Below are 21,306 nucleotides of genomic sequence, written 5' to 3' on the forward strand. Positions count from 1 at the left end.
CGCTGTTCCTCCCACAAAATCAGCAGGCTAGGCCCACAAAAAAAGGGCCACACCCGAAAGCGTGGCCCTTCTCCAACAAAGTCAGAGGGAAGTCAGGATTACTGCATGCCCTGACCTTGCCCCTGCTGCATCTGTTGTTGCATCTGACGACGCTGCTGCATTTGCTGTTGCATCTGCTGCATACGCTTATCCAGCTCGTCGCGCTGCTCCTGGGTAAAAACGCTGTCGACCTTCGCCTGCATCAGAGTGGACAGAGCAGCGATCTCGCCGGTCACATCACCCAGTTCTTTGGCCTGCTCGCGGATAGCGGATTCATCAAAGTCTGATTTGATCTCACCCTGCATCTGCTGCTGCAGTGCACGGGCTTCCTGGCGGAGTTCGCCGATTTCGCCCTGCATCTCGTCGATGATGGCACGGATTTCAGTTTGCTGGTCATCGGTCAGCCCTACCATCTGTGCCAGCTGGTCAACCTGATCGGGCTGGCCGCCGGATTGCTGGGCCACGGCCGGAACCGAAAGGCTCAGGGCGACCAGGGCAGTACCAAACAGTTTTACAAGCTTCATAAATGTCTCCGTTAACAGGGTGGCCACAATCTGAATACCACCGACATACATTGGTTTCATCGTTCAGGGACTACACCCTAAAACATACGGATACGGTTTTTCACCCCGATCAGCCCTCTTTTTGTACATACTTCTCAGTATCCCCCGCCAAAAGCCGCCACACACGGGGATTCAAACAAATGTGAAAGTTTGGTCATTCCCCTTCATAATGGCGCCGGTTAACCCAATCCGGAGCAGATACGATGGCCATCAACTGGTTTCCAGGGCATATGCATAAGGCCCGCAAGGAGATCAAAAAAGTCATGCCGCAGATGGATCTCATCATTGAGGTTCTCGACGCGCGGATTCCTTTCAGCAGCGAAAATCCGCTGGTGCCTGCCCTGCGCGGTGACACCCCGTTGATCAGGGTCCTCAACAAGCGCGATCTGGCCGACCCGGACATTACCGCCCGCTGGCAGGCGTGGCTGGAGAAGGAGCGTGGGGTAAGAGCCATTACCCTGACCCACAATCAGCGCAATGAAGCACTGGATATCCTGAAACTGGCTGAGGAGATGACGCCGGATCACGATCGGCAGAAGAGTGCACTGCGGGTAATGATTCTGGGCATTCCGAACGTCGGCAAATCTACTCTGATCAATACGCTCGCCGGACGGCCGGCGGCCAAAACCGGTAATGAACCCGCCGTGACCAGGGCGCAGCAGGCCATCAAGCTGCCTCACAATATCCTGTTGTACGACACCCCTGGTTTTCTGTGGCCAAAACTCTCTCCAGAAGCCTGCGGTTACAGGCTGGCGATTACCGGCGCGATTCGCAGCGCGGTCCTGGATTTCGAGGATGTGGCCTTGTTCGAGGCCGAGTTTCTGCTGGAGGCCTACCCGGAGCTGGTAAAGGCCCGTTACGGATTCGATGAACTTCCCAGGGACGGTCTGGAATTGATGGACGGCATTGCCGCGAAACGCCGGTTTTTCGGTCGCGGCGGTATTCCGGACCTGCACAAGGTTTCCGAAGTGCTTCTTAACGAGTTCCGATCCGGCAAGCTGGGGCGCATTTCCCTGGAAACCCCGGAAATTGTCGAGCGTGAGACCCGGGAAGCCGAAACGGCGACGAACTAACCTCCCCTTACCAAGGTCAAATATCGTATCCGGGCCAAAGCGCCTAGACTGTTAAATAACGTTATTGATCGCAAGATCGGCCATATCGGCCGGTCGGTAAGGAGGAACTTATGAGACGCGTCGTCGTCACCGGTATGGGCATTGTGTCCTGCATTGGCAATTCACTGGATGAGGTCAGGGATAGCCTGAAAAACGGAAAGTCCGGCATCCGATTTAATGAAACCTACAAGGAAATGGGCTTCCGCAGCCAGATTGCCGGTTCTGTGGATGTGGACACATCTGTTATCGACCGGAAGATCCGCCGCTTCATGGGCCCGGCTGCCATGTACAGTTTTCTGTCCATGGAACAGGCCATTGCCCAGGCAGGGCTGACCGAAGACCTGATCTCCAACGACCGCACCGGTCTGATCGCCGGCTCCGGCGGCGCCTCCTGTTCCAGCCAGGTGGAAGCCACCGACATCATGCGGGAAAAAGGCGTGAAACGCATCGGGCCCTACATGGTGCCACGCATCATGACCAGCACGGTTTCCGCCTGCCTGGCCACCGCCTACAAGATCCGGGGTGTGAACTATTCCATGTCCTCGGCCTGTGCCACCAGCGCTCACTGTATTGGCCACGCCATGGAGCAGATCCAGGCCGGCAAGCAGGACATTGTGTTCGCCGGAGGTGGTGAAGAAGAGGGCTGGAGCCTGACCATGATGTTTGACGCCATGGGCGCGCTCTCCACCAAGTACAACGATGCCCCTGAAACGGCTTCACGGCCCTTCGATGCCGGCCGGGACGGTTTCATAATTGCCGGTGGTGGCGGCATGATGGTGCTCGAGGAACTGGAGCATGCGAAGAAACGGGGCGCCAACATCATTGCCGAACTCACCGGCTACGGTGCCACTTCCGACGGCTACGACATGGTCGCACCCTCCGGTGAAGGCGCCCAGCGCTGTATGAAGCAGGCCATGGCGACCATCCGGGGCAAGATTGACTACATTAATGCCCACGGTACCAGCACACCGGTGGGCGATGTCGCCGAACTGGGCGCCGTGCGCGCAACCTTTGGTTCCGACATTCCCCCTATTTCCTCGACCAAATCCCTGACCGGCCACTCCCTGGGTGCCGCAGGTGTGCAGGAGGCGATCTACTCGCTCCTGATGCTGCAGAACGATTTCATTGCAGGCACCAAAAATCTCAACAATCCGGACGAGAAAATCAGCGATATTCCACTAGTCGGCCCGCAAAGTCGCGAAGGCGCACTGAACACCGTGATGTCCAACAGTTTCGGGTTTGGTGGCACTAACGCGTCCCTGGTGTTTGAAAAACTGTAAGCCTGACTCGCATAGGGGCCTTCGGGCCCTTATCTTTTGGAATTATATTCTAAGATCATTAAGCTTGATCCTTGGCAAAGACAGTTATCCGTATTAAGGTACAGTTTTGATATGGATCAAATCGGACGGATCATCACGTATGGCTCAAGCAATTCCGTTTCGTCAGGCTTCTCCCCTCAAGGCCTCCTGCCACCAGTGCAGCCTGAGCAACCTTTGCCTTCCCCTGGCAGTTGAAGAGAACGATCTTGACCGGCTGGAAGACATTGTCCAGCAGGGGCGGATCTTCAACCGCGGCGAACACATCTTTGACCAGAGCACGCCCTACCGCTCCTGCTTTGCGGTGAAAAGTGGCTCCATCAAGACGTCGATTATTACCGAGAGCGGCGAAGAGCAGGTGACCGGCTTTTTCATGCCCGGTGAACTGGTGGGTCTGGACAGCATTGGCAGCGAGCATTATGCCTGCACCGCCAAGGCTCTGGAGAGGACCAGCGTCTGCGAGTTTCCGATCGACAAACTGGAGGAGCTGACCGGCAAGCTGCCGGAACTGCAGCATCACATGTATCACCTGATGAGCCAGGAGATCCAGAACAGCCATCAGCTGGCCATGCTGCTGAGCAAGAATACCGCCGAAGAGCGCATTGCCGCACTGCTGCTGTCGCTTTCCAGCCGCTTCCAGCGCCGCCGGATGTCCCCGACCAACTTCAGCCTGCCCATGGCACGTAACGACATCGCCAACTTTCTCGGGCTAGCGGTTGAAACCGTAAGCCGGGTATTCACACGCTTCCAGAATCAGGGGATTATCAAGGCCCGGGGCCGGGAAGTCGAACTTCTGGACATCGAAGCCCTGCAGATGGTCAGCCGGGAATTCTCCCGCCAGTGCAATAACTGAGAAACCACTTTTTGCCCGCCGATGTCATCAACCGGCGGGCTCACTCTCCACTTCCCTGCCGTTATTCTTTTTCAGCATGGTCAGTTCATCCACCAGGCCAGAGCGCCATGGCATCTGTTTGATACCGAACGTATTGCGGATCTTGGTGCAGATCAGAGTGGTATTGACCGGCTCGAGATGCCCCCACTCCGGCACCTCATCTACCACCCGGATACCTTCAGGAATCCCGGGAAGGCCGGCAATTGCCAGGCCCAACTCGTACAGATTGATTTCCTCGGCACCGGCGTACTGATACGTCCCCCAGACTTCGGCACCACAATCGAGCTGAAGCACCACTGCTTCAATCACCCGGGCCAGATCCCGGACCGCCACCGGCTGCCCCCGGCAACGTCCCGGCAGTGACAGGACCTCGTCGGCCGCTGTGCTGACCTGCACCTTGCGGATAAACCGCGCCAGGCTCCATCCGGTCCGCAGGATAATGTGTCTGGGCAGCAGAGTGCGCAGGGCCTGCTCGCACTCCCATTGCCAGTTGCCCAGTTCATTCACCGGCTGCCCCGGATTGGAAGTGATGTAGCCGCTTTGCTTCCGGCCATCGAACACGTAGCAGGAGGACAGCTGGAGCAGCGCCATACCACGATCACGTGCAAACTCGGCCATGGCCACGGGTAGCGAGAATGCCGCCATATGGACGCCCTCAGGATCATTCTCGGCGACCTCCGGATCGGCCATCCAGAGTGCATTTACGATCAGGTCGGTATCTTCGGGAATCCAGTTCTCCAGTGCATCAAGATCGGCGTTGGAGGGATCGCTGACAAGCAAAGGGCTGACGTGCAGGTGCGTTGCCCGCAAGCGCTCCAGCAAAACCTTCCCCAAAGGGCCGTAATCGTGAACAACAAGTACATGCACGAGGATTCAATGCCTCCCGATATCACTGATGTGACGTTATTTCGGAACCGGTTTGGCCAATGGCTTCTGGATTCCGGCGCCTACACTGATGCAGTCTGAATTTAATGCTTTGCTATTTCTTTCAAGAGCATACAACAACAGGAACTGTCATGCTGAAACAACAGAGCCACATTGCGGCGCCGATCCCTGATGAGTTGCGAACCCGGGCCCTGTATACCGTCGGCGAACTGCGCGAACGCGGCAAGGCCGACAAGGAAGCCATCGACAAGCTCTTCAACCTGATTGTGGACATGACCGAAGAAGGTCTGGACTTCTTTTTCCTGGAGCCGCTTCGCCGCCTGCATGCCAGCAGCATGATGATGGGCATGGCCAAAATGGGCATCAGCAGCATGCTCAAGGGCAGCAAGATGGTCGTGCACAAGGTGCTCAAAAAGCTGGACGACCGCAGCCTCGCTGCCATTCTCGACTTTATCGAGGAAATCATTCACGAACCGGAACCAGGTTGAAAAAGCGCGCCACAGCGCTACCGGTATTGCCGCGGTACCCGCCCGGTGATGCCGGTCATCAACTCGTAGGAGATAGTGCCGGCACAGGCGGCTACCTCATCGACCCCCACGGTGCGACCCCAGAGTTCAACGCTGTCACCCTCCTTCGCATCGGGTGCATTGGTGAGGTCCACCGCCAGCATGTCCATGGATACCCGGCCAATCAGTCTGATCCGCTGGCCGTTGATCGCCGCAGGCGTATTGGTGCCGGCATGCCGGGGGTAGCCATCACCGTAACCGATCGCGACCATACCCATCCGGGTGTCCCGATCGGCAACCCAGCTGGCCCCATAGCCAACAGACTCGCCCGCCGGCACCAAGCGGGTGCTGATCAAGGGGGCCTCAAGCGACATAACCGGCTCGAGGCCAAGCTCGGGACCGGTCGTGCCCACCATTGGTGAGCCGCCATACAACATGATTCCGGGGCGGCTCCAGTCAAACATCGGCTGGCCCGGTCGAAAATGGGCGGCCGAATTGGCAACGCTCTTCATTAAATCCGGGAACGAAGACGTAGCCTTTTCGAACACCGCAGTCTGCTGCGCCGTCATTGCGCTGTCTGGATCGTCGGCGCACGCAAAATGCGTGACGAACCCCAGGAGCTCTGTATCAGCGCTCATGGCCTGTAACCGGCTCATCACCCCGGCCAGCTCGTCCGGATGAAAGCCGAGACGGTTCATACCGCTGTTCACTTTCAGCCAGAAAGCGGGCCATGTATCCAGACGCTCCAGCCACGCCAGTTGCTGGAAACTATGGAACACCGGCTCAAAGCCACTCCGGGCGCATTCAGCGATATCCGCTTCAGCATGGACGCCCTGAAGCAGGACGACCGGCTGTGTCAGACCTGTTTCCCGAATGGCACGCGCTTCTTCCAGGCAAGCCACTGCGTATTTCGGCGCCAGGCTATCCAGCGCCGAAGCCACCGGCCCGATACCGTGGCCATAGCCATCGGCTTTCACCACGGCCATCACACTGGCCCCGCCTGCCCGCCGCTGGGCAGTCTGGAAGTTCCGGCGCAAGGCGTCCAGATCAATCCGGGCAATCGTACTGCGGGGCATCAATACTCCCCGCCGTAGTCGCTGTAATCGCCGTGGGCCAGATCTTCGAATTTCGTGTACTTGCCGATAAACGCAAGTCGGATGGTGCCAATGGGGCCGTTCCGCTGCTTACCAATAATGATCTCGGCAATGCCCTTGTCCGGGGTGTCCTCGTTGTAGACTTCATCCCGGTACACAAACATGATGACGTCGGCGTCCTGCTCGATGGCGCCGGATTCCCGCAAATCCGAGTTCACCGGGCGCTTGTTGGGCCGCTGCTCAAGGCTCCGGTTAAGCTGGGACAGGGCCACCACCGGGCAACTCAACTCTTTGGCGATACCCTTCAGTGACCGGGAAATTTCCGAGATCTCAGCGGTCCGACCCTCGGTGTTGCCGGGCACCCGCATAAGCTGCAGGTAGTCGACCATGATCAGGCCAATCTTGCCGTCGTTTTCCCGGGCAATACGGCGCGCCCGGGAACGCATCTCGGTAGGGCTCAGGCCCGGCGTATCGTCGATATAAAGCGGCTTGTCTTTCAGAAGGCTCACCGCCGAGGTCAGCCGGGGCCAGTCGTCTTCTTCCAGCTTGCCGCCGCGAACCTTGGTCTGGTCAATGCGCCCGAGCGACGAGAGCATACGCATGGCAAGGGCATCCGCCGGCATCTCCATACTGAACACCAGAACCGGCGTGCCGGTGCTGATCAGGGCATTCTCGACAATATTCATCGCAAAGGTCGTCTTACCCATGGAGGGGCGACCCGCCACGATGATCAGGTCCGAAGGCTGCATGCCCGAGGTCTGCTCATCCAGATCCTTGAAACCGGTGGTCAGGCCGGTGGTCTGCTCACCTGACTCAAACAGTTCCTCAATCCGGCTCAGGGTCTTGGCCAGAATGGGGTTGATGGCCTGCGGCCCGGAACCCTCCTTGACCCGCGCTTCGGCAATCTGGAAAACGCTGCGCTCAGCCTCATCCAGAATCTCATTGCTGTTTCGCCCGAGCGGATTAAAGGCCGAATCGGAAATCTTGCCGGACACCTCCACCAGTTGGCGCAGAATGGAGCGTTCCCGGACGATATCGGCGTAGGCACGGATGTTGGCTGCACCCGGGGTTTTCTCGGCCAATTCCGCCAGATAGGACAAACCACCGGCATCTTCGATATCACCGGCCCGCTCCAGGAATTCGGCGAGGGTGACCACATCCAGCGGCTCACTCTCACTGGCAAGGCGCTCCACAGCGCCAAAGATCAGCCGGTGGTCCTGTCGGTAAAAATCGGCGGCCGAAATCACCTCGGAGATCTCGTCAAACCGGCGATTGTCCAGCATCAGGCCGCCCAGGACTGCCTGCTCTGCTTCGACAGAATGAGGGGGAACCTTGATCCGGCTGGTTTCGAGATCGGTACTCGCGGGCTTCAGATTGGGCTTGGCCATGAACACATCTTCAGTTGCACATCATAACCACGACAGTTTAAGCGACCTGCCGAAGCAATGGGAGGGGGTTACAGGGTCTTAACAGCATACCAGAAAGCAACAGGCCCGAAAGCCGCGAGATGCGGTTCGGGCCTGTCAGGTTGGCCGGCACCAGCCTCTAAAGAGGCAGTGGGGCCACCAGCGTATTACCAGAGCCGGGGCAACCCCAGCACCGTTTCCAGAGAAAACGGCTTACTCGGCAACAACCGCCAGCTTGACGCTTACTTCAACGTCGGAGTGCAGCTGAAGCTCAATCTCGTACTCGCCAGTCACCCGGATCGGGCCTTCCGGCAGACGAACTTCGCTCTTCTCTACTTCGGTACCACCGGCAGTGATCGCGTCAGCGATGTCGCGCACACCGATAGAACCGAACAGCTTGCCTTCTTCACCGGCCTTGGAGCTGATGGTGAAAGCGGCACCCTCGAGGGCCTCGGCGCGGGCCTGGGCAGCAGACAGCTTCTCAGCAGCTGCTTTCTCAAGCTCGGCACGACGCTCTTCGAACGCCTTCAGGTTTGCTTCAGTGGCAGGTACAGCCTTGCCATAAGGAAGCAGGAAATTACGACCGTAACCGGCCTTAACCTTTACCTTGTCACCCAGGGAGCCAAGGTTTGCAACTTTCTCGAGCAGAATAACTTCCATCTCGTTAACCTCTTCGTGCTTTATTCAGCCGGCCCGGCAGGGCTTATACGCCTCCGAATATCCAGCCAGCTATCCACAAAAGCCAGAACCACTAACAGAATCATCAGGCTTGGGCCCAAAAGGATCAGCGCTACATAAAACATCGCCAACCAGTTCCCACTGAGCTTTTTCAAACCAACAACGCCGTGCACCAGTGCCAGGCTGGCCAGGAACAACGGTGTTCCCGCAGCCCAGGCAAGCAACATGGAATTCAGCCCGAGGATCGGACCAACCACCATGGTCACTGCACACAACACCGCAATCGGCGCCGACAGCCGCAGGCTATGGAATTCCTTGCGGAACCCACCGGGGTTATAAAGCCCCGCCTGCCAGGACCGCGCCAGCATGGTCATGCCCACACCCGTTGCCAGGTAGGTACCGGCCATACTCGCGTTCATCGTGTCGCGGATAACCCTGTCGAGGTCATCGCCGAGACTCTGCGCGATTTCGGCATTGTACTGTTGGTAAAAGCTCACCCCGGCCTGGACCAGATCATCCAGCAAGCCCGGGTAGACCACAGGCAACATCAGGCCTGTGACGATTGCGAGAAAACTTCCCGCAAGCAGGGCTTTTTCCCAGGACTGCGTGGTTCTGATCAGCGACGCCATGAGCATCACCTGGAGCAATACAGCCAGAGCGGTCGGGTCCTGCCCGAAAATGCTCCAGCCAAGCGCCGGAAGTAATGCCCAGAGCCCGATATTGAGCCCCTGGCTGATGCCAAGCCTGAGAATAACCAGGCCGACAACGGCTGCGCCAATCCAGAACAACAAGGGCACTGCAGTCGTGACTGCTGCTACCCCGCCGGCCTGGAAGGGACCGCGCATTACATACTGTGCAAGTGCACGCATGGTCCCAAGTCCTGTGTTTCTGTTACTTAGTTATCGTGGCTGTCCGAGTACGGCAGCAGTGCCAGGTAGCGGGCACGCTTGATAGCGGTTGCCAGCTGACGCTGATAACGTGCTTTGGTGCCGGTGATGCGGCTGGGCACGATTTTGCCGGTTTCAGTGATGTAGCCTTTCAGGGTGTCCAGATCTTTGTAATCGATCTCCTTAACACCCTCTGCCGTGAAGCGGCAGAACTTACGACGTCTGAAAAAACGAGCCATAACTTAACTCCTCAACTCCGGTTAATTACTCTTCTTCGTCCTGGGTTTCAGCACGCTGACGTGGCTCGTCAGATTCGGCTGAACGACGCGGGCGATCATCGCCGCCACGACGGTCTTCACGGGACTCGGAAGCTTTCATCGGGGACAGGTCTGTATCCGCACCATCACGGCGCAGGATCATGTCGCGGATGATTGCATCGTTGAAACGGAAGTTGTGAGTCAGCTCGTCCATCGCGGCCTGTGAACATTCAACGTTCATCAGTACGTAGTGAGCCTTGTGAATCTTGTTGATCGGGTATGCCAGGTGACGACGGCCCCAATCTTCCAGGCGATGTACCTTGCCGCCATCTTCAGTGATGACGCCGGTATAACGCTCGATCATCGCGGGCACCTGCTCGCTCTGATCCGGATGTACCATAAAAACGATTTCGTAGTGACGCATGAGTTCTCCCTACGGTTTAAACAGCTTCCTTTTTACCGGCACGGCGTTGAACCCGCGACCGACAAACATGAAAGCAAGGAGTTGACAGCTGCTGCTGCCGGTTTCTTTTTGCTTTATCAATAAGGCTTTACAAGAAAGGCTTGATCAAAAGCTTGGCCCGGTATTGCCTGCAATCAGGCAATACAAAACCACCCCTTAAAAAAGGGGTCACGTATTCTAGGCGGGGAAGGCCCTGTGTGCAAGGGTTAACCAAGCCGCTGGCGCAGTGCTTCGTATAGGCAAACACCCGTAGCCACAGAGACGTTGAGGCTGTCGACATGACCAAGCATGGGGATATTGATCAGCTGGTCGCAGTGCTCCCGTGTCAGTCGGCGCATCCCTTTGCCTTCGGCCCCCATCACCAGCGCCACCGGGCCCTTGAAATCGGCCTGGTATAGCGTTGCCTTTGCCTCACCGGCAGTACCGATCAGCCAAACACCCTGATCCTGCAAACTGCGCAGAAAACGTGCGAGATTGGTGACCCGTACAAAGGGCACCGTCTCGGCAGCACCACAGGCAACCTTGCGGGCAACCGGAGTCAGCGAAGCGGACTTGTCCTTGGGAACAATGACCGCCTGAACACCCACGGCATCGGCCGTGCGCATACAGGCGCCGAGATTATGGGGATCGGTCACGCCATCAAGGACAAGTAAAAACGGCGGCTTGTCACTGCCTGCCAGCTGCGCCAGCAAATCGTCTTCGGTCCACTCGCGACTTTCGCTGACAGCAGCGACAATCCCCTGATGAACACCGGACACCCGCTCGTCCAGTTCTTTACGGTGCACAACTTTCCAGCGCACGCCGAGGCTATCGAGGGTATCGGTAATACTCTTGACCCGCTTATCCTGCCGGCCGGTCTGGATCCAGACCTGCTGCAGACGCTCAGGCTCGCGTTTGAGGACAGCCTCAACCGCGTGCCAGCCAAACACAAATTCTCCGGACACTGATTCTGCTTCCTGTTACTTGCCTGATTTGCGCGGCTTGCCTTTCTTGTCGCCTTTGCCAGCGCCACTGCCCTTCTTGCCTTTTTTCAGGGCGAGTTTCGCGGCCTTCGCAACCAGCTCATCCCTGGCAGAAGGCGTTTCATTATCATCGAAGGCCTCAGGCCCCTTTTTCTTCGATGACGTCGACGCCGGGCGTTTCCTCGGGCGCTTCAGGCCAGGTTCGCCGGGTGATGCACTCTTTCGTGCAGGCTTGGATTTGCCCGGCGGCTTGCCGCCTTTGCCGGCGTTACGCCTGGCCTTTCCACGCTCGCCTGTATCAGGAACCGCAAGCGCGTCGCGATCAGCCTGTCGGTGGACCGGTTCGCTGATCAGCTCCAGGTCGATCTTGCGGTCCTCCATTCCAACCCGAACGACCTTCACACGGACCTCATCCCCGAGCCGGAAACTCATTGCTGTGCGCTCACCGATGAGGCGATGCTTGGCTGAATCGTGATGGAAGAAGTCACCGCTTAGCGTCGACACGTGCACCAGCCCTTCTATGTAGACGCCAGAAAGCTCCACAAAGAAACCGAAGGGCACGACGGAGGCAATGACGCCATCGTATTCCTCACCTACATGATCACTAAGGTACTCACACTTCAACCACGCCATGACATCCCGGGTAGCATCATCGGCACGGCGTTCTGCCATTGAGGTATGCTCACCCAGCTGCTCCATCCGGGCCATATCATAGGGGTACTCGGCGAGCTCGGGGTCCGGTTTGGGAGGCGGAACCACATCCTTGGAGGGCTTCCCTCCGTGAATAACCGACTTTATGGCCCGGTGATTGATCAAGTCCGGGTAACGCCGGATCGGCGACGTAAAGTGAGCATAACCCGCATAACCAAGACCAAAATGGCCGCCCTCTTCAGGGCTGTAGACGGCCTGGCTGAGTGAACGCAGCATCACCGTCTGGATAACATTGGCATCCGAGCGATCTTTGATACTGTTCAGCAGCTCCTGATAATCCGCAGACGTGGGGTTATCACCGCCGCCCAGTTGCAGACCCAGCTCACCCAGGAACAGACGAACCGCATTAAGGCGCTCCTCGGAAGGACCGTCATGCACCCGGTAGAGTGCCGGGAGCTTGTGTTTTTTCAGGAACCGCGCTGTGGCAACGTTCGCACACAGCATGCACTCCTCAATGATCTTGTGGGCAGCGTTGCGCTGTACTGGAACGATTTCTTCTATCTTCCGGTCGGCGTCAAACACGATCTTGGTTTCGGTGGTTTCGAAATCAATTGCACCACGCTCGGTACGCGCCTTGCGCAACAACTGGTAAAGACCATAAAGATTGTGCAACTGCGGGAGCACGTTGGCGTATTGCTCGCACAGCTTATAGCCCTGCTCGGTGTCCGGATGCTCCAGCATGGTACTTACCTTGTTGTAGGTAAGCCGCGCATGACTGAACATGACCGCCTGATAAAAGTTGTAGCTGCTGATGTTACCGGCGGCGCTAATGGTCATATCGGCCACCATGCAGAGGCGATCGACGCCAGGATTCAACGAGCAAAGGCCATTGGACAGCTTTTCTGGCAGCATTGGCACAACGTGGTCGGGGAAATAAACCGACGTACTGCGGTTTAACGCCTCTTCATCCAGTGGGGAACCGGGCCGGACGTAGTGGGACACGTCGGCAATCGCAACGATCAGGCGATAGCCACCACGAGGCCTTGGCTCGCAATAGACAGCATCGTCGAAGTCCCGGGCCGTTTCGTCATCGATGGTTACCAGCCTGAGATTGCGGATATCCTTCCGATTGGCCTTGTCTTTCTCAGTGACCTCTTCCGGAATCTGTGCCGTTTGCTCACCGACCGCGGGCGGCCAGCTGTGGGGAATGTCATAGGAACGGATGGCAACGTCAATTTCCATCCCTGGTGCCATGTGTTCGCCAAGCACCTCGACAACCTTGCCCAATGGCTGGGTGCGCACGGTGGGCTGGCGAACTATGTCCACCACAACATACTGGCCGTGGCGGGCATTGCCGCAATTCTCCTGGGGAATCAGTACTTCGTGATTGATCCGCGCGTTTTCAGGAACAACGAAGTTGATACCACTTTCCTGGAAAAAGCGTCCCACCGTCTGGCTGGTCCGGTATTCCAGAACTTCAACGATCACACCTTCGCGCCGGCCTCGATCATCAACTCGATCAACCCGAGCGGCCACCCGATCACCATGAAACACCTGACGCATCTGTCGGGCAGTGAGAAACAGATCAGAGCCCCCGTCATCCGGCACCAGAAAGCCGAAGCCATCTTTGTGCCCAATCACCCGCCCCGTCACCAGGTCGGCTTCCTCAATGGGAAGGTAGGCGCCACGCCGGTTACAAATCAACTGCCCGTCCCGACACATGGCAATCAATCGCCGACGAAGGGCTTCAATGCCCTCCTCTGACGACTGACCAAGTTCTGAACACAGTGTTTCGTGGGTTGCGGGAGCGCCACGCTCTTTGAGATGCGCGAGGATAAATTCCCGGCTTTGAATAGGATTTTCGTATTTCTGGGCCTCACGGCTGGCGTGAGGATCCCGGTCGTTTTTCTTCCTGGAAACCATTCGGATCCTTGTTAAGAGGCTGTACCAACGCGGCACAGTTCATATTCGTTTGCAATGGAGTATAACGTTGGGATGGAGCTCCTGCCTATCAACCTGCAAGGAATAGGCACAAATACCTGCCATTCTTTTTGCGAAAAAATGTTTGACAGCCTCGGCGGGAATTATTAAAGTACGCGCCATCGGTTGAGGGACACACCTCAACGCTGGCAGAAACGTTTAGTTTTCAACAAGCTAAGGTTCTGCAAATCACCTGCCGAGGTGGTGAAATTGGTAGACACGCTAGCTTCAGGTGCTAGTGGGGGCAACCCCGTGGAGGTTCAAGTCCTCTCCTCGGCACCATTTCCTCCCTCAGGAAATGGCAAGACAGCCAACCGGCGAAGCCATTAGTTCCCACAAATAGCATCCAATCGACGCAGTCTTTTTGCCAGAAGCCAGATTGCCCCTGATCGTGGTTATTCCAGCAGCCCCACCAGATACTCAGACAACCTCTGGTAACCAAACTCTACCTTCGCATAAGCAGAATTAGGCACACCCTCAAACTCGCGGCCGCATTCTCCGGACGAATTGTAATTTTTCAGATAGGCATCGCGGATAAGGTTCGGTTGCTCTGCAACAAAGCCTGGCCCATCTGCTGCCGGATAGTTTATCGCCCACTCGAAACTGCCATCGCCAGTCACACGGGGCAGCTGGAGAAGATACGGATCCAGAAATCCATAGCGCAACAGCCGAAGATTCGGTTGCTCGGGCCCGGAAAATTCCCTTAGATCAAATTCGAGAACCGGGCCGGTAAAGCCGGCAGGCTGGGGATCGTAGCCAGAAAACTGGTATGGCAGAACGCCTGTCACAACCTGACTCGCGTCCACGGCATCCTGCTGTGGAGTGCAGCCGGTGATGTCGGCCGCAATCGTTAAGGCCTCCACCTCACTGCCCTGCTCTGAAATCCGGTAACCGGGAAAAACAGACGAGGCATTTTCAGTTTCCGGAACCAGCGTACGCGTTGCGCCACTGCTGGTCTCTGCAACCAACTCCACCAGATCGCCACTGTCCCTCGTCCAGCTGTAAGTGACCTCTGGAGGGCCGCCCAACTCCGTTGAATCCGCTGCAATCCCCCTGTGTTCATGGCAGGTGGTGCTGGTCTCGAAGTGAATACGGCGATTGCCCCAATCAAAAACCAGCCGCTCATCCGTGCCCTCTTCGTCGAAATTCAGACGACTCTGCTCCGAAAGCGCGGCGGAGGGCAACCACTGGGTTTCCAGGTCCGCCATATAGCCATTCACAGCAATCAGTCTTGCCAACTCCGGCATGGAGGGTGCCAGACAGCCGTTTGCCGAGACAGACGCGAGGCGCCCGCTCTCACTGTAATCGAACGCCAACTCGGCGGAGATCTGAAGGCCGGAGCGACTGGCGGGCAATGTGTCCTGGTTGGAGGGCTCGGCGTATACCTTTTGGCTGGTCAGCAACACCGGGTCACTAAGCTCCAGCTCCACCTCAGGCAAATCAAGAGCATCGACATCAACATTGGCGTATTGTCCCTGAGGCGCGGCTGCATCAACTACCGCAATGACGTCGCCGGCACTCTGAACCAGAGATACGCCCAGCAAGAATACCTCTTTCTTGTTAAGAAAGTGCTCTCTTCCATCACTTGCTTCTTGCCCCAACAGCTCGTTGTCAGCTGCAGGCAGCTGACTGGCCATAAACCTCGCCAATGCCCGGGCGTAGGCATGTGAGCGCTCGTCCCCGGCGAGGATATAGTCCCGCACCAGATTCAGGTCGGCCAGACTCGCTGCGGCGCCAGAAGGCGTTTCCAGGAAGGTACCCAGGCCGACGATGCCCCGGTAACGGGCCAGCGTGGTCAAGGGCGTGATATTGCGAACACCCGGAGGCGCCGACATCAGATAGGCGCTCGCCACCGGGACGTCTCCGCTGCGCGTCTCTTCAAGGGTTTTCCCCGGCAGGGCGACCGCATGAAGCGGATAGTCCCGTGGATCAAGATCCGGACCCACGCCAGGATCCAGAACCAGTTCCGAAATATCCATCGCGAAACGACCGCCAGCACCACTCATGCCGGTCGGCTCACCCGCGGCAAGGGTGACTTCGCTTCCGTTATCCAGCTCGATAACCAGAGGCCCCGGGGTGTACTGGCTGTCACCATCCATATCCAGCCAAACGCGGGCATTCTTCAGGTAGCCGTCGATGACCTTACCCGTATAAGGCGCAGGCTCGCTGTATTCAACGCCATCAAAATCCCGCCCGTCTACGGGCAGCTCATCGGATTCCTCACCGCAACCGGCCAGGGCAAGAGAGAGAACAGATACAGAGAGACCTATCAGGCGTTTCATCGCGGCAACCATTTATCCTTGTTAGAGGTTGTGCCGCTACTTTAGGGGATGTGGTGATCGGAGACCTTGATAGGTTTGGCAATTTGTAAAGTTTGGTAACTATCGCCCCGTCTGATGAATAACCAGACGGGCGCCAATCACGATGAACAGCTGTAGTGGGAAACCCCGCCCAGATCGAACAGCTCCAATGGCTTCAGCCGGTAGTATTGCGACTCAACGGCAGTCGACTGCTCCGCGTAGGGTTGAGTCAATACATCCTGCAGCGCCCTTAACGGCTGGTAATCACCCTCGGCTGCCCGCTGATAGGCAGGCACCACGAACCACTCACGCATGGTGTATTTGGGGTTCACCAGCTTCATGTTGCGGGATAGCTCCTCACGGGATTGGGAGCTGCCAGTAGATCCGTCGATTCCAACCTGAGATTGCCATTTGGCAAACCATTCTGACCAGCGGTCGAGCAGACCTTTCGACTCGGCCCCTCCGGCCACATCCAGTGATCTGTAGAAGCTGTTTTTCAGGGGTTCGATGTCTTCGGGGACGGAAGAGAGCTCCCGGAAGAACATCGTGTAGTCCACCGGAGTCCGGGCCATGAGGGTAATCAGCTCCCTGACGAGTTCATCATCAAAAGCGCCAAGACCCAGCTTCGCTGCCCACATTTTTTCCAGCTCAGCCTGCATTACCTCGGCGAATCCACGGTGAATCTCGTGAAGTTGTGCCAGCTCATCGTCGTGAGCTTCCAGCAGCGGCTGGAGGGCCGAACAGAAACTCTTGAAGTTCCGTTCCGCCGCTGCAGGTTGGTTCAGGAAAGAGAAGTGCTGCCCGCCACCGGTCCAGGGTTGGTAGAACGGCTCGAACACTTCACAGAAGCCAAAAGGCCCATAATCCAGCGTGAAACCGCCAGCGGCGCAATTGTCGCTGTTGAAATTGCCCTGGCAGTAACCAACCCGGATCCAGTTCGCCACCAGCGAGGCAAGGCGGCCGCGAAACTCCCGCGCGAGCATCACGATTTTTGTGGGCGTATCGAGGGACTGGTCAATAACGCCGTGGTACTCCCGATCAATCAGGTGCAGTACCAGTTGTTCGAGTTCTTCATGGGCGCGGGGGTGCTCCTGCTTTCGAGCCCTGCGCCCGAAAAGTTCCAGCTGGCCTACCCGAATGAAGGACGGGGCGACACGGGTGGAGATGGCAACCGGCTCCGAAATGAGCTGGTCGGGATCCAGGGAATGGGAGCCCGGAGAGTACCAGGGGCGCCGTACTCTCTCTGTTTTCGAAACATAGAGGCTCAGCGACCGGGAGGTCGGCACACCCAGTGCGTGCATGTGCTCCTGGGCCAGGAATTCACGAACGCTGGAACGCAGGACCGCACGGCCATCACCACCACGGCAATACGGCGTCTGTCCGCCACCCTTGAGCTGCATTTCCCAGCGCTGACCGTTCAGAACAGCTTCCAAAACCGAAATGGCGCGACCGTCGCCATAGCCGTTACCGGTCTGGAACGGGCACTGTTGGGTGTATTCGGTGCCGTAGATGGAAAGTGCATAGCCACAGGCCCAGCCGACTTTGCTCATGGGCGCCGGCACCTGTGAGAGGTCTCCGGAGAACATTCGGACAAAGTCATCGGATTGAGCCAGGCTGTCTGCAAAACCCAATTCGCGGAACAAGCCGGGGCTGTGCGCCACGTAGTCAGGATTCGCGATGGGCGTTGGCCGGACGGGAACATAATGCCCCGAATAGACCTGTCTTGGTCGATGGTCAACGCCATCGGGCGTGGCATCCGGATCACCGTTCAGGCAATCCATCAGCGAATAGTCAGCCATCGGTGCAAGTTCTTCGAGGTTGGTCACTTCGAAACAGGTTTCTCGCGACAACGGCTTGTTCATCTGTACCTCTCGTGATCAAAGGAAACGGGCAGTGCCAGCACTGCCCTCAATTGCCCTTATGACCAGCCCATGTGGCGAGGGTTCAGAATGAACGGGCAACGATTTCCTTCATGATTTCATTAGTGCCGGCGTAGATCCGCTGCACTCGTGAGTCTGCCCAGGCCCGTGCGATCGGATATTCCCACATGTACCCGTAGCCCCCGTGAAGCTGCACGCATTCATCCATTACCTTGCACTGCAGGTCTGTGGTGAGCTGCTTGAGCATCGCCGCGGTGGGGATGTCGAGCTTTTTGTCCAGATGCAGCTCCAGGCACCGATCGGTGAACACCCGGGCAGCGGTGATTTCCGCCTTCATCTCCGCCATCTTGAAGCGTGTATTCTGGAACGCAATCACCGGCTTGCCAAAGGCGTTGCGCTCCTTGACGTAATCCAGGGTCCACTGCCAGGCAGCTTCGGCAGCGGCAACAGCGCCCAGAGCCACCTGCAGGCGCTCGGCCGCCAGCTCCTGCATCAGCTGGAAAAAGCCCTGACCTTCGCCCGGACCGATCAGATTCTTTTCAGGTACCTTTACGTCCTGGAAGAACAGCTCGGAGGTGTCCTGGGCCTTCATACCCACCTTGTTCAGGTTCTGGCCTTTCTCGAATCCTTCCCAGGCGGTCTCCACCATGAACAGGCTGATACCCTTGGCACCTTCCTTCGGGTCGGTCTTGGCGACCACGATAACCACATCGGCAAGCTGACCATTGGTAATAAAGGTTTTCGAACCGTTCAGAACGTAATGATCGCCGTTCTTGACCGCCGTGGTTTTCACACCCTGCAGATCCGAGCCGGCCCCCGGCTCGGTCATGGCGATGGCGCCAATCATTTCACCGCTGGCCAGTTTGGGCAGATAATGATTTTTCAGCTCGTCCGAGCCGTAGTTGAGCACGTAAGGCGCCACGATGTCAGAGTGCAGGCCCCAGCCTATCCCCGTCAAGCCGGCCCTGGCGACCTCTTCGATCAACACCGCGCTGTACCGGAAGTCCGCGCCTACACCGCCAAACTCCTCTGGCAGGCAGGGACACAGAAAACCCAACTCGCCAGCCTTCTGCCAGAGTTCGCGGCTGACCTGGCCGTCTTTCTCCCACTGATCATGGTAAGGCGCAGCCTCCTGCTCCAGAAACTTGCGGACAGAATCGCGGAAGCCTTCAAGGTCGGCGTCGAAGAGAGTACGTGGAATCATGGTGAACCTCGGTGAATGACCTGTGTTGTGATTGTCGTTCACCAAGTCTCGGCCCGGAGCCCGGTTTGCTCAATGATGAAAAGCATCAATCGGGCTGGCCAAAACCATCGTCTCGGGCAGCCTCAGACCTTGCGCTTATCCTCGGCGCGGGCTTCGCCCCAGCGGGGCATGAGATCCTGGGGCAGATTCAGATGATCAAGGATGCGGGCAACAATAAAGTCCACCAGGTCCTCGACTGCCTGGGGTTTGTGGTAGAAGCCAGGGCTCGCCGGCATGATGACAGCCCCCATCCGGGTCAGTTTCAGCATGTTCTCCAGATGCACCTCGGAGAAAGGCGCTTCCCTGGGCACAAGAATCAGCGGGCGACGTTCCTTCAGGGCCACATCGCCGGCCCGCTCGATCAGGTTATTGCTGGCGCCGGTCGCCAGGGCCGAGAGCGTTCCCGTACTGCAGGGACATACCACCAGCGGCGCTTTCTCCCCGGAACCGGAGGCCGGCGGTGCAAACCAGTCTTCCCGGCCAAACACCAGAACCTGGCCCGGCTCCGCGCCTGAATAGGCAGACAGGGTTTCCTGCATGGCCGGTGGGGTTCCCGGCAGCTTGAGGTCGGTTTCCGTGGCGATCACTACCTGCGCGGCCCGGCTGACCATCACATTCACCCGGCAGCCGGCCGATACCAGGCACTGCAGCAGGCGCAGTCCATACTGGGCGCCCGAGGCGCCGGTCATGGCCAGGTTAACGGTAGAAGGCCGGTTCTGGTCGTTGCTCATGGATGTCGCCACTTATCAGTCAGGAAAAGTCACCGGCCAAGCCGGATCAGCCACGAATACGCTCAAGCTCGGCAATGAGTTTACTGTGGATACCGCCAAAGCCACCGTTGCTCATGATCACAATGTGGCAGGGGCTGGGCAGATCTTCCAGGGTACGTGCCAGCAAGTCTTCCACCGAGGCCTCTACCCTGTGCCTCTCGGAACCAGCGTTCAGCGCCTGCCATCCGGAAATCAGTTCCGGCAGCCAGTCCATGTTGTTCAGGTTGGCCCACAGAACCCGGTCGGCGGTTTCTGCACTTGGCAGCAACGTCTGCTGGTGAACGCCCTGCTTCATGGTGTTCGAGCGCGGTTCAATCAACGCCAGGATAGGCTCCTCACCCACCTGATTACGCAAGCCCTCAAGGGTGGTGGCAATGGCGGTCGGGTGGTGGGCGAAGTCATCGTAGACCCGCACGCCGTCGATGTCTGCCAGCAACTCCATGCGCCGCTTGACGCCAGAGAACCTGCAAAGCGCCGCCACGGCATGATCGGGAGTGACACCCACATGGCGGGCAGCAGCAATGGCAGACAGGGCATTTCGGACATTGTGCAGACCGGTCTGATCCCATTTCAGGGTCGCCACCGGCTGTTCGTGGTGAATGACCAGAAACCGGCTGCCATCCTCCGAGAGCAGCTCGGCCCGCCAATCCGACATGCGCGGGGTCTCGCTGCCAATGGCGGTATCCTGGACCGGGCTCCAACAGCCCAATTCCAGGGCATTATCCAGGTGGCGATCTACTGCGGGACGAATGATCAGGCCCTGGGAGGGGACAGTCCGAACCAGATGATGGAACTGTCGCTCAATCGCCTCGACGTTGTCGAAAATATCCGCGTGATCAAACTCCAGATTATTCAGGATCAGGGTGTGGGGACGGTAATGAACGAACTTGGAGCGCTTGTCGAAGAAGGCGCTGTCGTATTCATCCGCCTCGATCACAAAAAAGTCGCTGTTGCCCAGCCGTGCCGAGACGGGAAAATCCCGGGGAACACCGCCCACCAGGTAACCCGGTTCGAACCCGGCCTGGTCCAGGATCCAGAGCAGCATGGACGTGGTTGTGGTCTTGCCATGGGTACCGGCCACCGCCATCACCCAACGATGCCGAAGCACCTCGCGGCTCAGCCACTCGGGCCCGGACATGTAGTCAATGTTCCGGTTAAGCACCGCTTCGACTTCCGGATTGCCCCGGGACATGGCGTTGCCGATCAGAACCAGATCCGGTTTGGGCTCAAGGTGATCCGCGCTGTAGCCTTCCATCAGGCTGATACCCTGAGCCTCCAGCTGCGTGCTCATGGGCGGATAAACACCCTGATCAGAGCCGGTCACGGTGTGGCCAAGCTCCCGGGCAAGAACCGCCAGGCTGCCCATGAAGGTGCCACAGATTCCGAGTATATGAATGTGCATTCGGCAACTGCCCTCTGAGT

The 21,306-nt window shown here is 57.8% G+C and carries 19 protein-coding genes and 1 tRNA gene; 5 read left to right on the forward strand and 15 right to left on the reverse strand.

The features are described from left to right. Nucleotides 1-98 precede the first annotated feature (98 nt). A complete protein-coding gene (locus tag AC13DD_RS15305; RefSeq protein WP_227497878.1) occupies nt 99-563 on the reverse strand; it encodes a Spy/CpxP family protein refolding chaperone in 465 nt (154 codons plus the stop codon). Nucleotides 564-805: 242 nt separating this feature from the next. Here AC13DD_RS15305 and ylqF point away from each other — a divergent pair, with 242 nt between their 5' ends. The 3 genes from ylqF to fnr all read left to right on the forward strand — a co-directional run bounded on the left by ylqF (nt 806) and on the right by fnr (nt 3,883). Next, nucleotides 806-1,675: a ribosome biogenesis GTPase YlqF gene (gene ylqF, locus AC13DD_RS15310; RefSeq protein WP_273070735.1), complete on the forward strand. Its 870-nt coding sequence runs from the start codon at nt 806-808 to the stop codon at nt 1,673-1,675. A 110-nt stretch (nt 1,676-1,785) separates the two neighbouring features. Beyond that, complete coding sequence (gene fabB / locus AC13DD_RS15315; RefSeq protein WP_482931403.1) at nt 1,786-2,994, forward strand: beta-ketoacyl-ACP synthase I; 1,209 nt, start codon at nt 1,786-1,788, stop codon at nt 2,992-2,994. 139 nt (nt 2,995-3,133) lie between these two features. Beyond that, nucleotides 3,134-3,883: a fumarate/nitrate reduction transcriptional regulator Fnr gene (gene fnr, locus AC13DD_RS15320; protein ID WP_273017260.1), complete on the forward strand. Its 750-nt coding sequence runs from the start codon at nt 3,134-3,136 to the stop codon at nt 3,881-3,883. Nucleotides 3,884-3,910: 27 nt separating this feature from the next. Here the strand turns inward: fnr and AC13DD_RS15325 are convergent, their stop codons facing one another. Then, nucleotides 3,911-4,789, reverse strand: a complete 879-nt coding sequence (locus AC13DD_RS15325) for a sugar nucleotide-binding protein (RefSeq protein ID WP_273045500.1) — start codon at nt 4,787-4,789, stop codon at nt 3,911-3,913. 149 nt (nt 4,790-4,938) lie between these two features. Here AC13DD_RS15325 and AC13DD_RS15330 point away from each other — a divergent pair, with 149 nt between their 5' ends. After that, nucleotides 4,939-5,295 carry a hypothetical protein gene (locus tag AC13DD_RS15330; RefSeq protein ID WP_482931404.1) on the forward strand — a complete coding sequence of 119 codons (357 nt, stop codon included), beginning with the start codon at nt 4,939-4,941 and terminating at the stop codon, nt 5,293-5,295. A 17-nt stretch (nt 5,296-5,312) separates the two neighbouring features. Here the strand turns inward: AC13DD_RS15330 and alr are convergent, their stop codons facing one another. From alr to rnr, 8 genes are all read right to left on the reverse strand, one after another. Continuing rightward, on the reverse strand, nt 5,313-6,389 hold the full coding sequence (gene alr, locus AC13DD_RS15335; protein WP_476157835.1) for an alanine racemase: 1,077 nt from the start codon (nt 6,387-6,389) through the stop codon (nt 5,313-5,315). Further along, nucleotides 6,389-7,795: a replicative DNA helicase gene (gene dnaB, locus AC13DD_RS15340; RefSeq protein WP_041644976.1), complete on the reverse strand. Its 1,407-nt coding sequence runs from the start codon at nt 7,793-7,795 to the stop codon at nt 6,389-6,391. The genes alr and dnaB overlap by 1 nt, the downstream gene beginning before the upstream one ends. 231 nt (nt 7,796-8,026) lie before the next feature. After that, a complete protein-coding gene (rplI, locus tag AC13DD_RS15345; protein ID WP_008176379.1) occupies nt 8,027-8,473 on the reverse strand; it encodes a 50S ribosomal protein L9 in 447 nt (148 codons plus the stop codon). 20 nt (nt 8,474-8,493) lie between these two features. Continuing rightward, on the reverse strand, nt 8,494-9,360 hold the full coding sequence (locus AC13DD_RS15350; protein WP_008176381.1) for a hypothetical protein: 867 nt from the start codon (nt 9,358-9,360) through the stop codon (nt 8,494-8,496). A 26-nt stretch (nt 9,361-9,386) separates the two neighbouring features. Further along, a complete protein-coding gene (gene rpsR / locus AC13DD_RS15355; RefSeq protein WP_007154918.1) occupies nt 9,387-9,617 on the reverse strand; it encodes a 30S ribosomal protein S18 in 231 nt (76 codons plus the stop codon). 25 nt (nt 9,618-9,642) lie between these two features. After that, entirely contained in the window at nt 9,643-10,059 is a 417-nt protein-coding gene (rpsF, locus tag AC13DD_RS15360) for a 30S ribosomal protein S6 (protein WP_008176389.1), read from the reverse strand. 245 nt (nt 10,060-10,304) lie between these two features. After that, complete coding sequence (gene rlmB, locus AC13DD_RS15365) at nt 10,305-11,042, reverse strand: 23S rRNA (guanosine(2251)-2'-O)-methyltransferase RlmB (protein ID WP_069184036.1); 738 nt, start codon at nt 11,040-11,042, stop codon at nt 10,305-10,307. A 15-nt stretch (nt 11,043-11,057) separates the two neighbouring features. After that, a complete protein-coding gene (gene rnr / locus AC13DD_RS15370; protein ID WP_482931405.1) occupies nt 11,058-13,634 on the reverse strand; it encodes a ribonuclease R in 2,577 nt (858 codons plus the stop codon). Between the two features lie 252 nt (nt 13,635-13,886). Here rnr and AC13DD_RS15375 point away from each other — a divergent pair. Continuing rightward, nucleotides 13,887-13,973 (forward strand) — tRNA-Leu (locus tag AC13DD_RS15375). Between the two features lie 113 nt (nt 13,974-14,086). Here AC13DD_RS15375 and AC13DD_RS15380 read toward each other — a convergent pair. From AC13DD_RS15380 to mpl, 5 genes are all read right to left on the reverse strand, one after another. Next, complete coding sequence (locus tag AC13DD_RS15380; RefSeq protein WP_482931406.1) at nt 14,087-15,973, reverse strand: hypothetical protein; 1,887 nt, start codon at nt 15,971-15,973, stop codon at nt 14,087-14,089. Between the two features lie 137 nt (nt 15,974-16,110). Beyond that, entirely contained in the window at nt 16,111-17,853 is a 1,743-nt protein-coding gene (locus tag AC13DD_RS15385; protein WP_482931407.1) for a protein adenylyltransferase SelO, read from the reverse strand. Between the two features lie 82 nt (nt 17,854-17,935). After that, nucleotides 17,936-19,075, reverse strand: a complete 1,140-nt coding sequence (locus AC13DD_RS15390; RefSeq protein WP_069183950.1) for an acyl-CoA dehydrogenase family protein — start codon at nt 19,073-19,075, stop codon at nt 17,936-17,938. A 122-nt stretch (nt 19,076-19,197) separates the two neighbouring features. After that, nucleotides 19,198-19,845 (reverse strand): flavin prenyltransferase UbiX, encoded by a 648-nt coding sequence (locus AC13DD_RS15395; RefSeq protein ID WP_136629767.1) that lies wholly within the window; start codon nt 19,843-19,845, stop codon nt 19,198-19,200. Between the two features lie 46 nt (nt 19,846-19,891). Further along, nucleotides 19,892-21,286, reverse strand: coding sequence for a UDP-N-acetylmuramate:L-alanyl-gamma-D-glutamyl-meso-diaminopimelate ligase (gene mpl / locus AC13DD_RS15400; protein ID WP_069183952.1), 1,395 nt, complete (start codon nt 21,284-21,286; stop codon nt 19,892-19,894). Between the last annotated feature and the right edge of the window lie 20 nt (nt 21,287-21,306).

This window comes from Marinobacter sp. L-13 (genome assembly GCF_056857715.1).

What these genes read in the sequence shown, in the direction of transcription:
- AC13DD_RS15305 (WP_227497878.1), bottom strand. Translation starts at nt 563, where the DNA reads ATGAAGCTTGTAAAACTGTTTGGTACTGCCCTGGTCGCCCTGAGCCTT.
- ylqF (WP_273070735.1), top strand. Translation starts at nt 806, where the DNA reads ATGGCCATCAACTGGTTTCCAGGGCATATGCATAAGGCCCGCAAGGAG.
- fabB (WP_482931403.1), top strand. Translation starts at nt 1,786, where the DNA reads ATGAGACGCGTCGTCGTCACCGGTATGGGCATTGTGTCCTGCATTGGC.
- fnr (WP_273017260.1), top strand. Translation starts at nt 3,134, where the DNA reads ATGGCTCAAGCAATTCCGTTTCGTCAGGCTTCTCCCCTCAAGGCCTCC.
- AC13DD_RS15330 (WP_482931404.1), top strand. Translation starts at nt 4,939, where the DNA reads ATGCTGAAACAACAGAGCCACATTGCGGCGCCGATCCCTGATGAGTTG.
- alr (WP_476157835.1), bottom strand. Translation starts at nt 6,389, where the DNA reads ATGCCCCGCAGTACGATTGCCCGGATTGATCTGGACGCCTTGCGCCGG.
- dnaB (WP_041644976.1), bottom strand. Translation starts at nt 7,795, where the DNA reads ATGGCCAAGCCCAATCTGAAGCCCGCGAGTACCGATCTCGAAACCAGC.
- rplI (WP_008176379.1), bottom strand. Translation starts at nt 8,473, where the DNA reads ATGGAAGTTATTCTGCTCGAGAAAGTTGCAAACCTTGGCTCCCTGGGT.
- AC13DD_RS15350 (WP_008176381.1), bottom strand. Translation starts at nt 9,360, where the DNA reads ATGCGTGCACTTGCACAGTATGTAATGCGCGGTCCCTTCCAGGCCGGC.
- rpsR (WP_007154918.1), bottom strand. Translation starts at nt 9,617, where the DNA reads ATGGCTCGTTTTTTCAGACGTCGTAAGTTCTGCCGCTTCACGGCAGAG.
- rpsF (WP_008176389.1), bottom strand. Translation starts at nt 10,059, where the DNA reads ATGCGTCACTACGAAATCGTTTTTATGGTACATCCGGATCAGAGCGAG.
- rnr (WP_482931405.1), bottom strand. Translation starts at nt 13,634, where the DNA reads ATGGTTTCCAGGAAGAAAAACGACCGGGATCCTCACGCCAGCCGTGAG.
- AC13DD_RS15380 (WP_482931406.1), bottom strand. Translation starts at nt 15,973, where the DNA reads ATGAAACGCCTGATAGGTCTCTCTGTATCTGTTCTCTCTCTTGCCCTG.
- AC13DD_RS15385 (WP_482931407.1), bottom strand. Translation starts at nt 17,853, where the DNA reads ATGAACAAGCCGTTGTCGCGAGAAACCTGTTTCGAAGTGACCAACCTC.
- AC13DD_RS15390 (WP_069183950.1), bottom strand. Translation starts at nt 19,075, where the DNA reads ATGATTCCACGTACTCTCTTCGACGCCGACCTTGAAGGCTTCCGCGAT.
- AC13DD_RS15395 (WP_136629767.1), bottom strand. Translation starts at nt 19,845, where the DNA reads ATGAGCAACGACCAGAACCGGCCTTCTACCGTTAACCTGGCCATGACC.
- mpl (WP_069183952.1), bottom strand. Translation starts at nt 21,286, where the DNA reads ATGCACATTCATATACTCGGAATCTGTGGCACCTTCATGGGCAGCCTG.